General features: G+C 73.6%; 16 protein-coding genes. 6 read left to right on the plus strand and 10 right to left on the minus strand.

The features are described from left to right. The first annotated feature begins 43 nt into the window (after positions 1–43). Both ABT122_RS11850 and ABT122_RS11855 read left to right on the plus strand, forming a co-directional pair. On the plus strand, positions 44–280 hold the full coding sequence (locus tag ABT122_RS11850) for a pseudouridine-5'-phosphate glycosidase (RefSeq protein WP_351549117.1): 237 nt from the start codon (positions 44–46) through the stop codon (positions 278–280). Then, positions 259–1,272: a carbohydrate kinase family protein gene (locus ABT122_RS11855; RefSeq protein WP_502976133.1), complete on the plus strand. Its 1,014-nt coding sequence runs from the start codon at positions 259–261 to the stop codon at positions 1,270–1,272. Before ABT122_RS11850 ends, ABT122_RS11855 begins: the two co-directional genes overlap by 22 nt. On the opposite strand, the gene ABT122_RS11860 is transcribed toward ABT122_RS11855, so the two are convergent. Both ABT122_RS11860 and ABT122_RS11865 read right to left on the minus strand, forming a co-directional pair. Further along, complete coding sequence (locus ABT122_RS11860; protein WP_351549123.1) at positions 1,266–1,904, minus strand: nucleoside/nucleotide kinase family protein; 639 nt, start codon at positions 1,902–1,904, stop codon at positions 1,266–1,268. The two genes, ABT122_RS11855 and ABT122_RS11860, sit on opposite strands and share 7 nt — an antisense overlap. Before the next feature lie 79 nt (positions 1,905–1,983). After that, complete coding sequence (locus tag ABT122_RS11865) at positions 1,984–2,469, minus strand: cupin domain-containing protein (RefSeq protein ID WP_451068223.1); 486 nt, start codon at positions 2,467–2,469, stop codon at positions 1,984–1,986. A 443-nt stretch (positions 2,470–2,912) separates the two neighbouring features. Here ABT122_RS11865 and kilB point away from each other — a divergent pair, with 443 nt between their 5' ends. Further along, positions 2,913–3,371, plus strand: a complete 459-nt coding sequence (kilB, locus tag ABT122_RS11870; protein WP_351549126.1) for a plasmid transfer protein KilB — start codon at positions 2,913–2,915, stop codon at positions 3,369–3,371. A 93-nt stretch (positions 3,372–3,464) separates the two neighbouring features. Here the strand turns inward: kilB and ABT122_RS11875 are convergent, their stop codons facing one another. The 4 genes from ABT122_RS11875 to ABT122_RS11890 form a co-directional block, all read right to left on the minus strand. After that, positions 3,465–4,190: a chaplin gene (locus ABT122_RS11875; RefSeq protein ID WP_351549129.1), complete on the minus strand. Its 726-nt coding sequence runs from the start codon at positions 4,188–4,190 to the stop codon at positions 3,465–3,467. Positions 4,191–4,399: 209 nt separating this feature from the next. Beyond that, positions 4,400–5,713: an SWIM zinc finger family protein gene (locus tag ABT122_RS11880; RefSeq protein WP_351549131.1), complete on the minus strand. Its 1,314-nt coding sequence runs from the start codon at positions 5,711–5,713 to the stop codon at positions 4,400–4,402. After that, positions 5,710–8,670 (minus strand): SCO1167/SCO6262 family helicase, encoded by a 2,961-nt coding sequence (locus ABT122_RS11885; RefSeq protein WP_351549134.1) that lies wholly within the window; start codon positions 8,668–8,670, stop codon positions 5,710–5,712. The genes ABT122_RS11880 and ABT122_RS11885 overlap by 4 nt, the downstream gene beginning before the upstream one ends. Positions 8,671–9,319: 649 nt before the next feature. Further along, positions 9,320–10,336 (minus strand): slipin family protein, encoded by a 1,017-nt coding sequence (locus ABT122_RS11890; RefSeq protein ID WP_351549137.1) that lies wholly within the window; start codon positions 10,334–10,336, stop codon positions 9,320–9,322. A 165-nt stretch (positions 10,337–10,501) separates the two neighbouring features. Between ABT122_RS11890 and ABT122_RS11895 the strand changes: the two genes are divergently transcribed. Next, positions 10,502–10,801 carry a DUF6343 family protein gene (locus ABT122_RS11895; RefSeq protein WP_351549140.1) on the plus strand — a complete coding sequence of 100 codons (300 nt, stop codon included), beginning with the start codon at positions 10,502–10,504 and terminating at the stop codon, positions 10,799–10,801. On the opposite strand, the gene ABT122_RS11900 is transcribed toward ABT122_RS11895, so the two are convergent. The 4 genes from ABT122_RS11900 to rpsA form a co-directional block, all read right to left on the minus strand. Then, positions 10,798–11,172 (minus strand): tetratricopeptide repeat protein, encoded by a 375-nt coding sequence (locus ABT122_RS11900; RefSeq protein WP_351549143.1) that lies wholly within the window; start codon positions 11,170–11,172, stop codon positions 10,798–10,800. The genes ABT122_RS11895 and ABT122_RS11900 overlap by 4 nt on opposite strands. A 114-nt stretch (positions 11,173–11,286) precedes the next feature. After that, a complete protein-coding gene (gene coaE, locus ABT122_RS11905) occupies positions 11,287–11,895 on the minus strand; it encodes a dephospho-CoA kinase (RefSeq protein WP_351549146.1) in 609 nt (202 codons plus the stop codon). A gap of 52 nt (positions 11,896–11,947) precedes the next feature. Then, positions 11,948–12,886 (minus strand): PAC2 family protein, encoded by a 939-nt coding sequence (locus ABT122_RS11910; protein WP_351549149.1) that lies wholly within the window; start codon positions 12,884–12,886, stop codon positions 11,948–11,950. A 217-nt stretch (positions 12,887–13,103) separates the two neighbouring features. After that, positions 13,104–14,594 (minus strand): 30S ribosomal protein S1, encoded by a 1,491-nt coding sequence (gene rpsA / locus ABT122_RS11915; RefSeq protein WP_351549152.1) that lies wholly within the window; start codon positions 14,592–14,594, stop codon positions 13,104–13,106. A gap of 377 nt (positions 14,595–14,971) precedes the next feature. Between rpsA and ABT122_RS11920 the strand changes: the two genes are divergently transcribed. Together ABT122_RS11920 and hrpB are read left to right on the plus strand one after the other, a co-directional pair. Further along, positions 14,972–15,802: a class I SAM-dependent methyltransferase gene (locus tag ABT122_RS11920; RefSeq protein ID WP_351549197.1), complete on the plus strand. Its 831-nt coding sequence runs from the start codon at positions 14,972–14,974 to the stop codon at positions 15,800–15,802. Between the two features lie 236 nt (positions 15,803–16,038). Further along, a complete protein-coding gene (gene hrpB, locus ABT122_RS11925; protein WP_351549155.1) occupies positions 16,039–18,642 on the plus strand; it encodes an ATP-dependent helicase HrpB in 2,604 nt (867 codons plus the stop codon). Positions 18,643–18,730 lie beyond the last annotated feature (88 nt).

Here is an 18,730-nt window from a genome sequence, read left to right on the forward strand (position 1 = left end):
GATCGGGGGTTTGGGCGGTGCGCCCGTGTGCCAGGGATGGGACATGCTGTGCACCGAGGTGTCCGAGGAAGTACGGGAGACACTCGCCGCCCACCGGCCCGTTGCGGCCGCTGAGGCGACGATCGTCCCCCAGGGTCCGCCCCGCCCGCCCGAACGGGCCGTGGCGGTCGAGCCGGAGGGGCGTACGCGCTCCCGGGGCAGCGCCCCCGCGACCGTCACCGCCCCCGGCGGCCGGGGCCTCGGCGAGACCCCGGCCTTATGCCGTGCGGCGGAGCTGTGACCGGGGACGCCCCGGTGGCAGGGAGGGCCGGTGGAGCACCCGCGCTGCTCGTCATCGGCGATGTGGTGACCGATATCCTCGCCCGGCATCCGGAGCCGCTGGCCCCGGGCACCGACACCCCCGCCCGCATCCGCATCCTCCCCGGTGGCGCCGGGGCCAATGTGGCCTGCTGGGCCGCCCACTGGGGCCTGTCCGATGTACGGCTGCTGGGTCGCGTCGGCCGGGAGGACGCCGGGTGGCACGAGGAGCGGCTGCGGTCCGCCGGAGTCCGCCCGCGGCTCATCCCCGACGACACCGCCCCGACCACGACCGTGATCGTGCTGGTCGACGCGAACGCCGAGCCCACCTTCCTCACGGACAGCGGCACGGTGCTGCGCTTCTCCCCCGCCGACTGGTCACCCGCGCTGCTGGAGGGGGTCGGCCATCTCCATCTCTCCGGGTATCTGTTCTTCTCCGGCACCGGACGCCAGCTGGCGCGGCTCGCCGTGCGGTCGGCCCGCTCGCTCGGCATCCCGGTGAGTGTCGACCCCGCGTCCACGGGCTTCATCGAGGCCCTCGGCGCGGACCGGCTGCTGTCCGCCTACGACGGGGTGGATGTCCTGCTTCCCAATGCCGGCGAGGCGCGCAGTCTCACCGGGCTCTCCGACCCCGCCGCGGCTGTCACGGCCCTGAGTAGGAGGTTCCCGCTGGCCGTCGTCACCCTGGGCGCGGAGGGCGCGCTGGTGGCGGACTCCGGCGGGCTCAGCGCCCGGGTGCTGGCGCCCACGGCCCTGGCGGTGGACACCACGGGTGCCGGGGACGCCTTCACCGGTGCCTTCCTGACCGCCCGGCTCCGGGGCGCGGACGCGCCGGCCGCGGCGGCCGAGGGGTGCAGGGCGGGGGCGGAGTCGGTCAGGGTGATCGGCGGCAGGCCCGACGGGCCCGCCGCGCCGCCGAGCGGCGGCCTGCCCCGCCAGGACCTCCAGGACCTCACCGACCGGCCCGTTCAGTGAAAGCCGCTCCACGCCGGATGACGCGGGTCGTCCGCCCGGACCAGGGCGTCCACCGCTCCCTCCGGCGGCACCTCCTCCTCGTACCGCCGGAACGCGGGCAGGGTCCACTGCTCCTCCGCCGCCGTGCGGCGCCGCAGCGCCCCCTCCGACAGCCGTATCCGCACGGTCAGGTCGAAGGGGAACCACTGGCCGAGCAGAAACGGCCCGTACAGCAGCAGCACACCGCCGGCCGGCAGGGCCACCCGTGCGCTGCGGGTCGCCCGGTCGGTCAGGGGGTCCCGGAGGTCGGGCAGGACCAGACCACTGCCACCCGGCTCCAGCGGGCCGAAGACCTCGCGCCGGAGGGTACCGGTGTCGAACCAGTCGCTGTAGTACGCGTCGGGGTCGTCGCGCCCGTACTCGTACCGCAGTGAGGCGGGGCGGAGAAAGCCGTCGGTGCCGATGGCGAGGCTGTCGCGCCCGCGCAGCCGCAGGGCCTCGCCGAGCCGCTCGGCGAACTCCCCGCACCGTGCGGCGGGCGGCCCGTCCAGCCCGACGCGGGGCCAGGGCCCGCCCCCGGCCACCGGTGTCCGGAGAACCTCGTCGGCCACGGCATCGGTCAGCCGCTCCCAGGTGATCGCTTCGAGTCTCACCGGTTCATCATCGTCCGGGCCGGTGCCGGGGGTGGCGGCCACGCGCCACGGCGCGGCACCGGTGCCGGGTCCGAGGCGCCTACTCCCCCGCGCAGGACGGTGCTTCCACGCCCACGGAGAGGGGACTGCCCTTCGGCAGCACATAGGTCGCGTAGAGCACCACCGGTTCGGTGCCGAGGTTCCGGCCGACGTGGCGGTGGTCCTCTCCGGAGGGCTCGACGAAGGCGGAGCCCGCCGGGGCCACTTCGACCGAGCAGTCCTCAAGGGTCCGGGTCAGTGTCCCGGACTGCACGACGACCAGCATGTGGCCGTCGTGGTAGTGCCACCCGGTCGAGCCGCCCGGGTCGATGACGATGGTCCGGACGACGACATCGGAGCGTCCCCTGGCCCTCAGCTTGAGCCTCTTCTCGGAGACGCCCTGTGCGAGCACCGTGCCGGTGACGCCATGACCGGAGGTGACGCCCGCGGCGGACGGGACGGACGAGGTCAGCCCCAGGAAGGCGGCGAGCAGCACCGCGCCCCGCGAGCGCCCTTGTCGTCCTATTCGCCTCAGCCTGTTCTTCAACCCCACGGAGCCCTCCCCAGTTCTTCGGCTTGGCAGAGGCGTTCCCCTGCGAACGCCCCACACCGGCCGCCGCCGAAGACGGGCACGCTACCGAAACCGGAACCCGGGCGAGGGGGAATCGGCCAGAAGGGAACTTCCCGCCGGGAAAGGGGACTTGGGGCGGGCGCCGGCGGCAGGAGCGAGCCCGGGACAGAGGCTGTCCCGGACCCGTCGCTCCCGGGGAAACCACGGCGGGGGAAGGCGGAGGCCAGGTCGTGACGCGCTTGGTCTTGACGCACTTCTCCACTGCGATGATCTGATGGGGTTTCGCTGCACGATCAAGCCGCCAGGACTCTCATCAGGCACTCGATCGCGCGCGGGAGCACCTGCGCACCTGCGCGTCTGCGACGGGTTCCCGCTTCTCCTCCGTCCGGCCCCTTCACACCTCTTGGGAAGTAAGCACCATGGAGACAGCTGTCATCGCGGTCATCGGCACACTGCTCGGCTCGGTGATCACCCATGTGTTCCAGAGCAGGACGACCGAGCGGGTCGCCGCGCTCACCCGCGCCGAACAGCTGCGCCAGGACCGGATCGCCGCGTACAGCGCCTTCGCGGGCGCCCTGGTGGACTACCGGCGCGGCCAGAACGACCGCTGGCACCGCGCGCTGGACGCCCCGGGCAGCCCGGCGGCCGAGGAGGCCAGGATCGGCTCCTACCAACTGCGCTCCAGCGCCCATCAGGCGCTGGTGAGGGTCCAGTTGGTGTGTGACGACGCCCAGACACTGGAGCTCGCCTCGGCGGCCTTCGAGGTGACGAACTGCATGCACGAGGCGCCGGACGAGGACGACCGCTCCCAGCGCTCGGAGCAGGCACGTGAGACGCTGTCGGAGTTCATCGAGGCGGCGGCCCCGAGCGTGCGCTGAACCGCCCCCGCTTCCACTTCCGCTCCGGCCCGGGCCCCGGCTGCCGGCGCGCCCGGAGCCGCGCGGACCGGTGACGCGCGCGCGGCCCAGTGCTCAGCTCTCGGCCCGGCGGCTCCCGCGTCCGTGGCGGAGGAGCGCCGTACCGGCCAGCAGCAGGGCAGCGCCCGCGGGCACCGCGTAACCGACTCCGTCGCCGGTTCCCGTCTCGGCGAGCACCCGGGTGGGTCCGGACGCAGGTGAGGGCCCGGAGTCGGCGGGGGTGACGGTCGCCGGCGCCTCCGGCTCGCGCGGGGGCACGGCGGTCTCCGGCGGCGGGACGGTCTTCGGCGGGGTGACGGGTGCCGGGCGGGTGGGCGGCTTGGGGGCGGTCGGCTCGGTGGGGACGTTGGCCGAGGTGTTGCCCACGGCGGGGTTGAGGAGGCCGACCGCGTTGACCGAGTTGCCCGTGACATTGACGGGCAGATCGATGGGGAGCTGGAGGCTGTTCCCGGAGTCCACTCCCGGGGAGTTCGCCGCGCCTCCCTGGGCGACGGCTCCGCCGCCGTTCGCCGAGGAGCCCGGCGGGGGCTGGTCGCCGCGCGAGGTGTTCTCGCAGGTGTTGCCGGCGGCCGGGTTGAGCAGGCCGACCACATTGACCGTGTTGCCGCAGACGCTGACCGGCAGATGGACCGGCAGCTGCACCGTGTTTCCCGAGATCACCCCGGGCGAACCGGCCGTGCCGCCGTCGGCGACGGCGTCGGCCTGGGCCGGTCCGGCCATCGCGAGCGCGCCGCCCGTGAGCATCACGGTGGCCAGACCTCTTCGGTGGAGCTGCCTCATGGGGTTTCCTGCTTTCCGGAGAAGTGCGCGGGCACCCGCCCGCATCCGGACAACGAATTCCCGCACCGCTTGGGCCCATCCGGCCGGTCCCTTTCACTCCATCGAGTGCGCGGCCCGCCCCGGCGGAACCGATCGCCTCCCGGTCGCGTCAGCGCCCCCCGGACGGTCCTCCCGGGAGGCGTCGGCGGCGCGCCCGCTCCCGGGAGGCTTCACCGGTCGAGCAGGGCGGTGAGCACCCCGACGGGGTCGGTGTCGGGGGTGCCGCGGGGCCACCAGTCCTCGCGCCCACTATCGGACTCGTAGCCGTACCAGAGTCCGTCACGGCCGAAGCGGAGCTGGAGGGAGGCGGTGGAGAGACGGTTGCGCCAGGGGCGGAAGTCCGGGAAGTCGGCGGCGGCCAGGGCGGGCCGCGCCCGGTCGAAGGGGCCTGCGGGCGGGTCCCAGGGCTCCTCCAGCACATCGAGGGCGGGACCGCCGCCCTGGCGCCAGGCGGCGACCGCCCGGGCCAGTTCGGTGGGTGTACGGTCCGCCGCCCCGGCCAGATCGCGGTAGAGGGCACGGGTGGACGCGGTGAGCCCGGAACCGGGGTGGGCGGCGGCGAGGCGGACCGCGTCCTGCCAGGTGGTGAGCCGGGCGATGGGGTCGATACCGGTGGTGAGCAGGGCCAGGGCGCGGGCCGCCGCCTCACCGGCGAGGAGATCGAGCGCGAGCGGGTCGGGCGCGCCCGCCGCGTGGGGGTAGGCGGGTGGACGGCCCGGCTGGGCCGGCGCCGGGAAGGGGGGCGGCAGGGCGGGGAGCACCCGGGGAGCGAGCGCCTCGTGGGCCGGGACGGTCGCGGGGGACGGCGCGGCGACGGCGGCCCGCTCGGCGGCCGACCGGATGGCGTTGCGGTGGGCGAGCGCGGCGAGGATGTCCCGCTCGCCCATGCCGCGCATGAGGAAGAGCACGAACGGGTCCTGGTCCAGCAGCCGGGCGGTCTGGTAGCAGAGGGCGGCGGCGTGCTTGCAGGGGTAGCCGTCGTCGGGGCAGGAGCAGTCGGGGATCAGGTCGCCCGCCATGGGCAGCAGATCGGCCGCGCCGGCCAGGGCGTGCGGCACATCCTTGTCGAGCAGTGCGGCGATGTGGTCGGGGCGGGCGGCGGCGGCGCCGAGGAAGCCTTCCCACTCCTCGTCGGAGAGGGTGCGGAGTCGGATCTCCGTGCGGTACGGGCGCGGTCTGCTGCCGTGCACATAGGCGGTGACGCGGCCGGGGGTGACCGTGATCGCGTCGACCTGGCCGCGCCCCGCGTACGCGCGGCCGCGGGCGAGCCTGGCCGGGTCGAGAGCGGTGTCCTCCAGCGCCTCCACCCAGGCGTTTCCCCACCAGCTCGACGCCGTCCCGCCGGGCGGCAGGGGTTCCGGCGCGGGGAAGGTGCGGCGCCGGTCGTCCCCCGGGGAGCCCGCGCGGCGGCGCGTGGAGGAGGTCCGCGGACGGCTGGACGCACGGCGGTCACCGTGCGGACCCGGGGTGGCGGGCGGGGTCATGAGGGCCTCCGCAGGGAGACGAGATCGGCCAGCTCGTGGTCGGTCAGCTCGGTCAGCGCGGCCTCGCCGGAGCCGAGGACCGCGTCCGCCAGGGCGCGTTTGGCGGCGAGCATCCCGGCGATGCGGTCCTCCACGGTGCCCTCCGCGATCAGCCGGTGGACCTGGACGGGCTGGGTCTGGCCGATGCGGTACGCCCGGTCCGTCGCCTGCTCCTCCACTGCGGGGTTCCACCAGCGGTCGTAGTGGATGACATGGCCGGCCCGGGTGAGGTTGAGCCCGGTGCCCGCTGCCTTGAGGGACAGGATGAACACCGGCACGCCCCCGGACTGGAAGCGGTCGACCATGCGCTCCCGCTCGGCGACCGGGGTGCCTCCGTGGAGCAGTTGGGAGGGGATGGCCCGGGAGGTGAGGTGCTCGGAGAGCAGGCGCGCCATGGAGACGTACTGGGTGAAGACCAGGACCGAGCCGTCCTCGGCGAGGATGGTCTCCAGCAGTTCGTCGAGGAGGGCGAGCTTGCCGGAGCGCCCCGCCAGCCTCGGGCCCCTGCCGCCGGGCGGGTTCCGGGGAGCGGTGGGGCGGGTGGCCGTGGAGGCCGGCCGTGGCGGACCGCCGCGCTCCTTCAGGAACTGCGCCGGGTGGTTGCAAATCTGTTTGAGGTCGGTCAGCAGCTTCATCACCAGTCCGCGGCGGGCGATCCCCTCCGCGCTCCCGATGGCCGCCATCATCTCCCGTACCACCGCTTCGTACAGCGAGGCCTGTTCGCGGGTGAGCGCGACCGGGTGGTCGGACTCCGTCTTGGGCGGCAGCTCGGGCACGATGCCCGGGTCGGACTTCCTGCGGCGCAGCAGGAAGGGGCGGACCAGCCGGGAGAGCCGCTCGACCGCCTCGTCGTCCTCGCCCAGCTCGACGATCCGGGCGTGCCGGGCGCGGAAGGTCTTCAGGGGGCCCAGCAGACCGGGGGTGGTCCAGTCGAGCAGGGCCCACAGCTCGGAGAGGTTGTTCTCCACGGGGGTGCCGGTCAGCGCGACTCTGGCGGGAGCCGGGAGGGTGCGCAGGGCCTTGGCCGTGGCGGAGAAGGGGTTCTTGACGTGCTGTGCCTCGTCGGCGACGACCATCCCCCAGCTCTGGGCGGCGAGCCGGGGGGCGCTGGTGCGCATCGTGCCGTAGGTCGTGAGCACGAAGCCACCACCGGCACCGGCACCGGCACCGGGCAGCGTCCGGTCCGCGCCGTGGAAGCGGCGGACCGGGACGGAGGGGGCGAACCGGTTGATCTCTCGCTGCCAGTTGCCGAGGAGGGAGGCGGGGCAGACGACCAGGGTGGGGGCCGGGTGTGCCCGGTGCAGATGGAGGGCGATCACGGTGACGGTCTTCCCGAGGCCCATGTCGTCGGCGAGACAGCCGCCCAGCCCGAGCGAGGTCATCAGGTCGAGCCAGGCGAGCCCGCGCAGCTGGTAGTCCCGCAGGGTGGCCTGGAGGCCCTCGGGGGCCGGCACCGGGGCCGCTCCCCCGGTGAGGCGGTCGCGCAGCACCGCCAGGGTGCCGGTGGGCACCGCCGGTACCGTCTCGCCGTCCACCTCCGCGGTGCCGGTCAGCGCCACGGCGAGCGCGTCGACCGGTTCGAGCAGGCCCAGCTCGCGCTTGCGGGCCTTGCGCACGAGGTCCGGGTCGACCACCACCCACTGGTCCCGCAGCCGCACGACCGGCCGGTGCGACTCGGCCAGGGCGTCCATCTCCCGCTCGGTCAGCGGGTCTCCGTCGAGAGCGAGCTGCCAGTTGAACTTCAGCAGCTCCGCGCTGTCGAAGAAAGGGGTGCCGTCGGTCGCCGAGCCGGGGGCGGCGGCACGCACCACGGCGGAGGCGGAGAGGGACCGGGCCAGCTCCCTCGGCCAGTGCACGGCCACCCCCGCGGCGGCCAGCCGGGCCGCTCCGGGGCCCAGCAGTTCGTACAGCTCGTCCTCGGTGAGGGTGAGCACATCGGGGACATCCCGCTCCAGCAGCCCGGCGAGCGGAGGCCAGACCCGGGCGGCGCGGCGCAGTGCGAGCACCGTGTCGATACGGGCACGCGGCCCGAGGTGTTCGTCGCCGTCGGCCGCCCAGAGCCGTGCCGCGTCGGTGACGAGGGTGGGATCGGCGAGGCTGTGCACCTGGACGACGGCGGCGGCCGCGCTCCGTCCGCTCCCGTGGCCCTCGTCCTCGGCGGCGGTGTCGAAGAGCTCCAGGGACGAGAGATCGAGCCGCAGCGAGACCCGCACCCCCGCGTCCATCCCGGCCGCGGCCTCGGCGGCCCACTCCCGGGCCCCCGGAAGCCGCTGGGGCGCCTCGGCGGCGAACGGGGCGCCCGCGGCGAAGGCCGCCGCCGGGGTGCGGGGAAGGGTGTCCGCCACCGCGTCGAAGAAGGCACGGACCAGCGCCTCCGGCTCGGGGAGCCGGAGGGGGCCCGCCGATGGTGCCCCGGAGGCGGGCATCGGTACGGCGTGGGCCTCGTGGGGCATCGCGGCGGCGATCGCTCTGAGCTGGGCGATGTCGTCGGCGTCCAGCGGGCCGGCGCGCCAGGCGTCCTCGTCGGCCCCGGTCAGGCCGGGGAGCAGCCGGCCGCGCGCCACCAGATGGAGGGCGTGCAGCGCCGCGGCACCCCAGCAGGCGGCTGCGGGGTGCGCGGCCGGGTGGCGGCGGGCGCGCATCAGCAGCGGCAGGGCCTCCGCGACCGGGAGCAGCAGGGCGGGTACGGAGTGCTCGCGGATGTCCTGCGGCGCGGGGGCGGCGGGGACGGGCTCCGGGCCGGTGTGCCGGACGACGGCGATCTCCCCGGTCGCGTCGTCGAGGGGTTCGCCGCCGGGGTTCCAGAAGGCGATCCTGCCCTCGCGCGGCAGCGCGGACGGCAGGAAGACCGCGGCGCGACCGGACAGACCGAACAGGCCGGGCAGACCGGACGGAGAGGGCGCCGTCTCGGCTGTCATGCGGGCCACCTCCCACCGTCGGATGCGTATCGGGACAACGGACCTACGACCTTACGGGTGGGGTCTGACAACGACGTCGATCCGGGGCGGAATGCCTGGTCGGAGAGGTCCCGCTGGTGCCGCGCGGCCTGACGGACCACGTGACGCCGGGCCGTGTGCTCCCGGACCGCGTGACGCCGGGGAAGGGGGCGGCGCCGGAAGGGCGCGTCATCATCGGCGCCGGGCCGCGCCTCGGCCAGGGGCCAGGCTCGCGCGGCGGGTGGTGAGTGGGCCGGCTCGCGCGGCGGCGGGAGGCGCGGGCATCCCGTGGGTCCGGGCGCAGGGCAAGGGCACGGGGTCCACGGGCCTCGGGTGGCTCGGCCCCACGCGACGAGCGGGGAAGGCCGGCTCGCCCTGTTCGAACCGGCGAGGGCCGGGTGCGTTCCACTCGAATCGGTGGGCCCGGGGCGTACCGCTCGAACCGGTGACAGGCCAGGGCGCCCGCCTCGCAACCGGCGAGCGGTCAGGGCATTCCTCTCGCGCCCGCGGGAGCCCGGAGCAGCCGGCTCGCACCCGCGACAGCCCGAGGCGATCGACTCCACCCCACGAGGCCCGTGCATGCCGCTCAGACCCCCGCGAGGCCGGGGCCGCGAGGCCGGGGCCGCGAGGGTCAGGCGGCCGGAGGGAGGGGCCGCACGTGCCCCGGATCAGCCGGGTCGGCCACCGCGCCCCCGGTGACCGCCGGGCGGTCACCCGATCCCCAGGACTCCGGGGCCTCCAGGGCGGGGCCCTCGTCCTGTCCGGGTCCGGCCTCGGCCGCGTGCGGCGGCGGAGGGCTCGGCTCCACTTCCTCCGCACCACCACGCTCCCGCCCCGGCTCCTGCTCCACCGCCTGCGCCGGGGACCCACCTTGCGCCTGCTGGGGCTGCTGCTGCGCCCGCTCCAGGAAGCGGAGCAGCTCCACCGGGAACGGCAGCACCAGGGTGGAGTTCTTCTCCGCCGCGACCGCCACCACCGTCTGGAGCAGCCTGAGCTGAAGCGCGGCCGGCTCCTTCGACATCACCCCGGCCGCCTCGGCCAGCTTCTTCGACGCCTGGAGCTCCGCGTCCGCGTTGATCACCCGGGCCCGGCGCTCCCGGTCGGCCTCCGCCTGCCGGGCCATCGACCGCTTCATCGCCTCGGGCAGCGACACATCCTTGATCTCGACCCGGTCGATCTGGACCCCCCAGCCGATCGCCGGGCTGTCGATCATCAGCTCCAGCCCCTCGTTGAGCTTCTCGCGGTTGGAGAGCAGATCGTCCAGATCGCTCTTGCCGATGATCGACCGGAGCGAGGTCTGCGCCATCTGGGAGACCGCGAACCGGTAGTCCTCGACCTTGATGATCGCGTCCGCCGCCTCGACCACCTTGAAGTAGACCACCGCGTCGACCCGGACCGTCACATTGTCCCGGGTGATGCCCTCCTGCGCGGGCACGGGCATCGTCACGATCTGCATATTGACCTTGCGGAGCCGGTCGACGGCGGGAAGGATCATGGTGAATCCGGGGCCTCTGACGCCCCCGTGGAGCCGTCCGAGACGGAAGACCACACCGCGTTCGTACTGCTTCACGATCCTGGCCGCCGCCGTCGCGTACGCCAGAGCACCGAGTACGACCGCCACACAGGCGATCACCAGCGTCTCGATCATCAGGGCACCCCCTTCGGTCGAGCCGGACGCCCTCTTCCACCGTATGCCCGGTATGAGGCTTACGACCAGATTCCGCTGCCGCGCCGGCGCGGAGCGGCACGGGAGCGCGCGGGGGCGCGCCGGGAGGAGGCGAGGGTGCACTCTGGAGAAGGAGATGAATGGACCATGCGCACGGGAAGTGAACCGATCACCGCCCGCAGCCCCCTGCGGATGCGCTTCTGGCTGGCCGTCTGGGGACTGATCTGGACCACCTCCGGGACGGTGGCCTTCGCGCTCTCCGGCCACCCCGGCTGGGCCGCGCTGTGCGGGGTGATCCTGCTGATCGTCCTGGTCGATCTGTTCATCATCGTCCGCCATGTCCGCCAGGGCCCGCACTATCAGCCCGGCCGGGACATCCCACCGTACGAACCGGTCCACGACCGCCGCCCGCCGGACCCCGGGCAGGGGCGGGAACCCGGCCCCTAGGGCTTGCCGTCCGGGTCGAAACGGGCCGCGCGGAGATACTCCGGTCTGGGGTCGAGCGCCGCCGCGAGACGGTAGTGGCGCTGCGCCTGGCCGGGGCGGCCGGCGCGCTCGAAGGTGCGGGCCAGGGCGAAATGCGCGAAGGCGTTGTCCGGTTCGCGCTCCAGGACCCATGCGAATTCCAGCTCCGCGGGCCGCAGTTGGGCGGCGGCGAAGAAGGCGCGGGCGCGGAGCAGCCGGGCGGCCGTGTTCTCGGGATGGGCCGCGATGACCGAGTCCAGCAGCTTCACGGCACCACGCGGGTCCCGCGCGGCGAGCAGCCGCTCGGCCGCGCGGTAGTCGATGACGTGCGTCTCCGGGTTGCTCTTGGGCACAACGGAATCCTTCCCCTCGCCGCACCGTTCCAACACAGGTCACGGGAGAGGTATTCCGGTACGGTCAGGGGCTGTTGTGAGCCCCTGTCACGGAACGCGCTGTTACGGGGCCGCTCAGCCGGATCGCCGCTCCGCCCGCCGGGTGAGCTCCGCCCACACCCGTCGCACCTGCGGTTCCAGCTGCTCCAGGGGACCGTCGTTGTCGATCACAAGGTCAGCGATGGCGCGCCGCTGCTCCCTGGTGGCCTGTGCCGCCATCCGCGCCCGCGCGTCGGACTCCGTCATTCCGCGCCGCCCGACGAGCCGGTCGAGCTGGGTCTCCACGCTCGCGTCCACGACCACGACGAGGTCGTACCGGTCCGCGAGCGCGTTCTCGGTGAGCAGGGGGACGTCGTGGACTACGACCGCTTCCAGCCCCGCCGCCCGCTCCAGCTCCTGTGAGCGCGCCCCGACCAGCGGGTGCACGATCGCGTTGAGCGCGGCGAGCCGGTCGGGGTCGGCGAAGACGATCGCGCCGAGCTCCGGCCGGTCCAGAGTGCCGTCGGGGGCGAGGACCGACTCGCCGAAGGCCGCCACGACGGCGGCCAGCCCCGGGGTGCCGGGCTCGACCACCTCGCGGGCGATCCTGTCGGCGTCGATCAGCACCGCTCCGTACGACTCCAGGAGCCGGGAGACCTCGCTCTTGCCGGCGCCGATTCCACCGGTCAGACCTACGGACAGCATGAGCGGCAGCTTAGTCCTTCCGGCTCCGGGCAGGGGTCCGTGGGGCCGGCCGTCAGGAGTCGCCCTCGCGCTCCGCGAGGAAGCGCTCGAATTCGAGACCGATCTCGTCGGCCGACGGCAGATCCACGGGTTCGGCGACCAGGCTGCCCCGGCTGTCGGCGCCCGCCATGGCGTCGTACTGGTGCTCAAGTCCCTGGACGAGTCCGATCAGTTCCTCGTCGCCCTCGCCGATCTGGCGCTCGATCTCGTTCTGCGTGCGGTGCGCCTCGGTGCGCAGCGCGTGGGCGACACCGGGGAGGACCAGTCCGGTGGCGGCCGTGACGGCCTCCAGGGCGGTCAGCGCGGCGTCCGGGTAGGAGGAGCGGGCGACGTAGTGCGGTACGTGGGCGGCCACACCGAGCACGTCGTGATTGGCCTCCATGAGCCGGAACTCCACCAGCGACTCCGCGCTGCCCGGGACCTGGGCCTCGTCGAAGGGGCTGCGATGGCCAGGCATCAGGTCGGTGCGGTTGCCGTGCGGGGTGAGGCCCACCGGGCGGGTGTGCGGGACTCCCATGGGGATGCCGTGGAAGTTGACCGAGAGGCGCACTCCCAGCCGTTCCACGATCTGGGCCACCGCCGCGGCGAACCGCTCCCACTCCACATCGGGCTCCGGGCCCGACAGCAGAAGGAAGGGCGCTCCGGTGGCGTCCTGGATGAGGCGGACCTCGATGCCCGGGGTCTCGTACCCGGTCCAGCGGTCGCGCCGGAAGGTCAGCAGCGGGCGGCGGGCACGGTAGTCCACCAGCCTGTCGTGGTCGAAGCGGGCCACGAGCTGGTGGGGCAGTGTGTCGAGCAGATTGCCGACGATCTGCTCGCCGGTCTCGCCCGCGTCGATGTATCCGTCGAAGTGGTACAGCATGACCAGGCCGGCCGACTCCTGCGCGAGCGCCATGTCGACGACCGCGAGGCCCTTCGGCTCCCATTCGTACAAATCCTGCGGATCAAGCACGATTACCGCTCCTCCTCGTGTTCCTAACCGACAACACGCGGTAGCACAGGGGCATTCCCCCCTCACCCGGAATACACACCCCGGGGACGGCGGAGGGCCGGTGTGCCCGCGCGGCGGTCCGGCCGGAGGGGCCCGGGGAGCGCCGGAGAACCGGTAAGGCCCGCTCCCCAGGGGGAGCGGGCCTTACCGTCAGCTATCCGTCAGCCGGTGCAGAGCGTCAGCTCTGGCCTCCGGCCAGCTTCTCGCGAAGGGCGGCGAGCGCCTCGTCCGACGCCAGGGCGCCGGAGTTGTCGTCCGACTCCGAGGAGTACGAACCGCTGGCGGGCGCGGCGGCGGGAGCGGCGGTGCCACCCTCGGCAGCAGCGGCCTCGTCGGCCTCGCGGGACTTGATGACCTGAGCCTGGTGCTGCTCGAAGCGCGACTGCGCCTCGGCGTACTGGGTCTCCCAGGCCTCGCGCTGGGTCTCGAAGCCGGAGAGCCAGTCGTTGGTCTCCGGGTCGAAGCCCTCGGGGTAGATGTAGTTGCCCTGGTCGTCGTAGGACGCGGCCATGCCGTACAGGGTCGGGTCGAACTCGACCGAGGCCGGGTCGGTGCCGAAGGACTCGTTGGCCTGCTTCAGCGAGAGGCTGATGCGACGGCGCTCAAGGTCGATGTCGATGACCTTGACGAAGATCTCGTCGTTGACCTGGACAACCTGCTCCGGGATCTCCACGTGGCGCTCGGCCAGCTCGGAGATGTGGACCAGACCCTCGATGCCCTCGTCCACACGGACGAACGCGCCGAACGGAACCAGCTTGGTGACCTTGCCGGGAACGACCTGGCCGATCTGGTGGGTCCGGGCGAACTGCTGCCACGGGTCTTCCTGCGTCGCCTTCAGCGACAGGGAGACACGCTCGCGGTCCATGTCGACGTCGAGAACCTCGACGGTGACCTCCTGGCCGACCTCGACAACCTCGGAGGGGTGGTCGATGTGCTTCCAGGACAGCTCCGAGACGTGCACGAGTCCATCGACGCCACCCAGGTCCACGAAGGCACCGAAGTTGACGATCGAGGACACGACGCCCGAACGGACCTGGCCCTTCTGGAGGGTGGTGAGGAAGGTCTGGCGAACCTCGGACTGGGTCTGCTCAAGCCAGGCACGGCGGGACAGGACCACGTTGTTGCGGTTCTTGTCCAGCTCGATGATCTTGGCCTCGAGCTCCTTGCCCACGTAGGGCTGGAGGTCGCGGACACGGCGCATCTCGACGAGGGAGGCGGGCAGGAAGCCACGCAGGCCGATGTCGAGGATGAGTCCACCCTTGACGACCTCGATGACGGTACCGGTAACGATGCCGTCTTCTTCCTTGATCTTCTCGATGGTGCCCCAGGCACGCTCGTACTGGGCGCGCTTCTTCGAGAGGATCAGGCGGCCTTCCTTGTCCTCCTTCTGGAGAACAAGGGCCTCGATCTCGTCGCCGACCTTGACGACCTCGTTGGGGTCGACGTCGTGCTTGATCGAGAGCTCGCGGCTCGGGATGACACCTTCGGTCTTGTAACCGATGTCGAGCAGGACCTCGTCCCGGTCGACCTTCACGATGACGCCGTCGACGATGTCGCCGTCGTTGAAGTACTTGATCGTCTCGTCGATCGCGGCGAGGAAGGCTTCCTCGTTACCGATGTCGTTGACCGCTACCTGCGGAGTGGCGGTGGTCTCGGTGCTGCTCGTCATGTGGGAAAGGGCTCCGGTACGGACATTGAAGTCGTAGGTACTGCTACGCCGTGAGCCCGTATCGCAGCTGCAAGAAGCCGGACAGCCGTGGAAGCACCCACCTGACCGCCGCTTCCGGAGTGATCCGGAGACGAACCGCCTGGAGGCGCCTCGCAAACCGAGGGGACATACATACAGATGCGAGCGCGGCCTACTCTGTCTGAGGCACGCAGGCCCGCAGCGCAACTTGTAGCATACGGGGGCAGCCGGACACGGTCAATGCGCGAAGGCGCACACCCGGGGCAGAACGTCTCATACCCGGCACAACTAGTGTTTGCAGAGGCCACAACGGCTGCTCTTTGGGCTGTGCCTGAACGCAAACTACAACGACGGTGATGATGAGCCAATACATCAAAGACGCCGCGGACATCGCGGACCCCGACCCCGAAGCCACCCGTCGTGACGCCGACGACACGGAGAGCAGCCGGGCGAGCCGCGGCTGGTGGGACCGGAACGCCGATGAGTACCAGAGCGAGCACGGGGCCTTCCTGGGGGACGACCGCTTCGTCTGGGGGCCCGAGGGGCTGGACGAGGCGGATGCGGAGCTGCTCGGTCCACGGGAGTCCCTGAAGGGGCTGGACGTGCTGGAGATCGGGGCGGGCGCGGCGCAGTGCTCCCGCTGGCTCGCCGCCCAGGGCGCGCGGCCGGTGGCGCTGGATCTCTCCCACCGCCAGCTCCAGCACGCGCTGCGGATCGGCGCGGACCTCTCCCTGGTGGAGGCGGACGCGACGGCGCTGCCGTTCCGCGACGGCTCCTTCGACCTCGCCTGCTCCGCCTATGGGGCCGTGCCCTTCGTCGCCGATCCCGTGACGGTGTTCACCGAGGTGCGCCGGGTGCTGCGGCCCGGCGGCCGGTGGGTCTTCTCGGTCACCCACCCCATCCGCTGGGCGTTCCCGGACGAGCCCGGGCCCGAGGGGCTGAGCGTCTCGGCGTCCTACTTCGACCGCACTCCCTATGTGGAGCAGGACGGGCAGGGCCGCGCGGTGTACGTGGAGCACCACAGGACCGTGGGGGACCGGGTGCGCGATGTGGTGGCCGGCGGTTTCCGGCTGCTGGACCTGGTCGAGCCGGAGTGGCCCGCCTGGAACAGCCAGGAGTGGGGCGGCTGGTCCCCGCTGCGGGGGAATCTGATCCCGGGTACGGCGATCTTTGTGTGCGTACGGGACTGAGGGTCCGGACCGGTTTGGTGAGGCGGTCCGGTGGGGCGGCGCGGGTCCTGGCTCGCGCCGCCCCACCGGTCCGTGCGGCCCGCGTGGTCCGGGAAGTCCGGGCGGTCCGGGCGGTCCGGGCGGTCCGGGCGGTCCGGGCGGTCCAATGTGGCACAAGCGGTCATACAAACCGATGAACGCATCGCCCCTGTGGACGGCTCGGGGCACCGCCGGCCGGACCGTACGAGACTGAAGCCATGATCCGAACCGACGCACTCGACCGCCTGCCGGTGCGCACCGCCGTGCCCGAGCTGCTCTCCGCACTGGAGGAGCGCGGCACCGCTGTGCTGTACGCGCCACCCGGCACCGGCAAGACCACGCTGGTGCCCCTGGCGCTGGCCGGCCTGACCGGGACGGGGCCCCGGCGGCGGGTGCTGGTCGCCGAGCCCCGCCGGATGGCCGTGCGGGCCGCGGCACGGCGGATGGCCTGGCTGCTGGGCCAGGAGACCGGCGGCGAGGTCGGGTACACGGTGCGCGGCGAGCGGCGGGCCGGGCCCTCGACCCGGGTCGAGGTGGTCACCACCGGTGTTCTGTTGCAGCGGCTCCAGCGCGATCCCGAACTCCCCGGCGTCGATGTGGTCCTCCTCGACGAGTGCCACGAACGGCATCTGGACGCGGACACCGCCATGGCGTTCCTGGTGGATGTGCGGGCGGCCCTGCGCCCGGATCTCCAGCTGATCGCTGCCTCCGCGACCGGCGACGCGGAGGCGTGGGCGGAGCTGCTGACCGTGCTGGACGGCTCGGGGCCCGCGCCCGTGGTGCGTGGCGCGGGCGAGGGCCATGGCTCCCGGTTCCTCCACGCGCCTCCGCCCGGCGGTATCCGGCCGGCCCATGGGACCTGGGTCGATCCGGCCCTGCTGCGGCATGTCGCGGCGACGGTGCGGCTGGCGCTCGACCGGCACGAGGGCGATGTCCTCTGCTTTCTGCCCGGGACCGGGGAGATCGCCCGGACCGCCGGGATGCTGGACGGGGTCGGCGCCGAGGTGCTCCAGCTGCACGGACGGGCGCCGGCCGCGGTGCAGGACGCGGTGCTGCGCGGCGGTGAGGGGCGGCGGGTGGTGCTGGCCACATCGGTCGCGGAGTCCAGTCTGACGGTGCCCGGGGTGCGGATCGTCGTCGACTCGGGGCTGGCGCGTGAGCCGCGCATGGATCACGCGCGGGGGCTGGGCTCACTGGCGACGGTGCCGGTGTCGGCGGCCGGTGCGACCCAGCGGCTCGGGCGCGCCGGCCGGGAGGCCTTCGGGACCGTGTACCGCTGCTGGGCCCCGGCGGACGACGTGCGCCGCCCCCGCTTCCCGCTGCCGGAGATCAGGATCGCGGATCTGGCCGCGTTCGCTCTCCGGGTCTCCTGCTGGGGCGACCCCTCGGCCGCCGGGCTGGCGCTGCTGGACGCGCCACCGGCCGGGGCGATGGCCGCCGCGCGCTCGGTGCTGACCTCGATCGGCGCGGTCGGCCCGGACGGCCGGGCCACCGAGCGGGGGATACGGATGTCCCGGCTCGGGCTGCACCCCCGGCTGGCCCGGGCGCTGATCGACGGCGCCTCCGAGGTCGGGGCCCGCCGGGCGGCCGAGGTGGTCGCCCTGCTCAGCGAGGAGCCTCCGAGGGAGTACGGCGACGACCTCGCGGGGGCCTGGCGGGCGGCTCGCCGGGGTGGTGACGCCTATGGGGCGCGGTGGCGGACGGAGGCTCGGCGGCTGATGTCGTCCCTCTCCTCCTCCACGGCGGACCGGCCGGGTGGCGGCCCGGGAGCCCCGGACCGGGGGCGGCGGACGGAGGCCGGTGACGACGCCGTGGCGGGGCTGGTCACGGCGCTGGCGTTCCCCGAGCGGGTGGCGAGGGCCCGGGGTGAGGGCGGGTTCCTCATGGCCTCCGGCACCGGGGCGGAGGTCGGGGCGGGCTCGGTGCTGCGCGGCGCGCCCTGGCTCGCGGTGGCGGTCGCCGACCGGCCGGCGACCGCCGCGTCCGCCCGGGTGCGGCTCGCCGCCGCGATGGACGAGGACGGGGCCCGCTCGGCCGCGGCCCCTCTGCTCGGTTCCGGTGAGGAGGTCCGCTGGGAGGACGGGGATGTCCTCGCCCGCCGGGTGCGGCGCCTCGGGGCCATCGAGCTGTCGGTGCGCCCTCTGCGGGACCCTCGGCCCGCGCTGGTGCGCGAGGCGCTCCTCGACGGGCTGCGCGGCGAGGGGCTGGGGCTGCTGCACTGGACACGGGATGCCCGCGGGCTGCGGGAACGGCTCGCCTTTCTCCACCGGGAGCTGGGTGCGCCCTGGCCCGATGTGTCCGGCGCCGCGCTGCTGGAGCGCACGGAGGAGTGGCTCGAACCGGAGCTGTCGCGGGCCCGCCGGCGGGCCGATCTGGGGCGGATTCCGGCGGGGCAGGCCCTGCAGCGGCTGCTGCCGTGGGCGAGCGGGGAGGCGGCTCGGCTGGACGAGCTGGCGCCGGAACGGATCGAGGTCCCCACCGGGTCACGGATACGGGTGGAGTACGGCGGGGCGCAGCCCGTGCTGGCGGTGAAGCTCCAGGAGCTGTTCGGGCTGCGGGAGACACCCCGGCTGGCGGGGGTGCCGGTGGTGGTGCATCTGCTCTCCCCGGCGGGCAGGCCCGCGGCGGTGACCGCGGATCTGGCCTCGTTCTGGAGGGACGGATACCGCGCGGTCCGGGCGGAGCTGCGCGGCAGATACCCCCGGCACCCCTGGCCGGAGGACCCTGCCACGGCGGAGCCGACCCGCCACACCAAGGCGCGTCGGGCCGGAGCGGCCGGGGGCGGGGAAGGAGCCGCCCGGGGCGGCGGAGGGCGGGGCTGAGGAGAGGGAAGGGAAGGCGAGGGGCGGCGGCCTCGGGAAGGGAGGGGCGCGGGCGGGGAAGGGGCCGGGAGGGGAGAGGTTCAGACAG

This window comes from Streptomyces sp. NPDC001985, assembly GCF_040296845.1.
Lineage (GTDB): Bacteria > Actinomycetota > Actinomycetes > Streptomycetales > Streptomycetaceae > Streptomyces.

What these genes read in the sequence shown, in the direction of transcription:
- ABT122_RS11850 (WP_351549117.1), top strand. Translation starts at nt 44, where the DNA reads ATGCTGTGCACCGAGGTGTCCGAGGAAGTACGGGAGACACTCGCCGCC.
- ABT122_RS11855 (WP_502976133.1), top strand. Translation starts at nt 259, where the DNA reads ATGCCGTGCGGCGGAGCTGTGACCGGGGACGCCCCGGTGGCAGGGAGG.
- kilB (WP_351549126.1), top strand. Translation starts at nt 2,913, where the DNA reads ATGGAGACAGCTGTCATCGCGGTCATCGGCACACTGCTCGGCTCGGTG.
- ABT122_RS11875 (WP_351549129.1), bottom strand. Translation starts at nt 4,190, where the DNA reads ATGAGGCAGCTCCACCGAAGAGGTCTGGCCACCGTGATGCTCACGGGC.
- ABT122_RS11880 (WP_351549131.1), bottom strand. Translation starts at nt 5,713, where the DNA reads ATGACCCCGCCCGCCACCCCGGGTCCGCACGGTGACCGCCGTGCGTCC.
- ABT122_RS11885 (WP_351549134.1), bottom strand. Translation starts at nt 8,670, where the DNA reads ATGACAGCCGAGACGGCGCCCTCTCCGTCCGGTCTGCCCGGCCTGTTC.
- ABT122_RS11890 (WP_351549137.1), bottom strand. Translation starts at nt 10,336, where the DNA reads ATGATCGAGACGCTGGTGATCGCCTGTGTGGCGGTCGTACTCGGTGCT.
- ABT122_RS11895 (WP_351549140.1), top strand. Translation starts at nt 10,502, where the DNA reads ATGCGCACGGGAAGTGAACCGATCACCGCCCGCAGCCCCCTGCGGATG.
- coaE (WP_351549146.1), bottom strand. Translation starts at nt 11,895, where the DNA reads ATGCTGTCCGTAGGTCTGACCGGTGGAATCGGCGCCGGCAAGAGCGAG.
- rpsA (WP_351549152.1), bottom strand. Translation starts at nt 14,594, where the DNA reads ATGACGAGCAGCACCGAGACCACCGCCACTCCGCAGGTAGCGGTCAAC.
- ABT122_RS11920 (WP_351549197.1), top strand. Translation starts at nt 14,972, where the DNA reads ATGAGCCAATACATCAAAGACGCCGCGGACATCGCGGACCCCGACCCC.
- hrpB (WP_351549155.1), top strand. Translation starts at nt 16,039, where the DNA reads ATGATCCGAACCGACGCACTCGACCGCCTGCCGGTGCGCACCGCCGTG.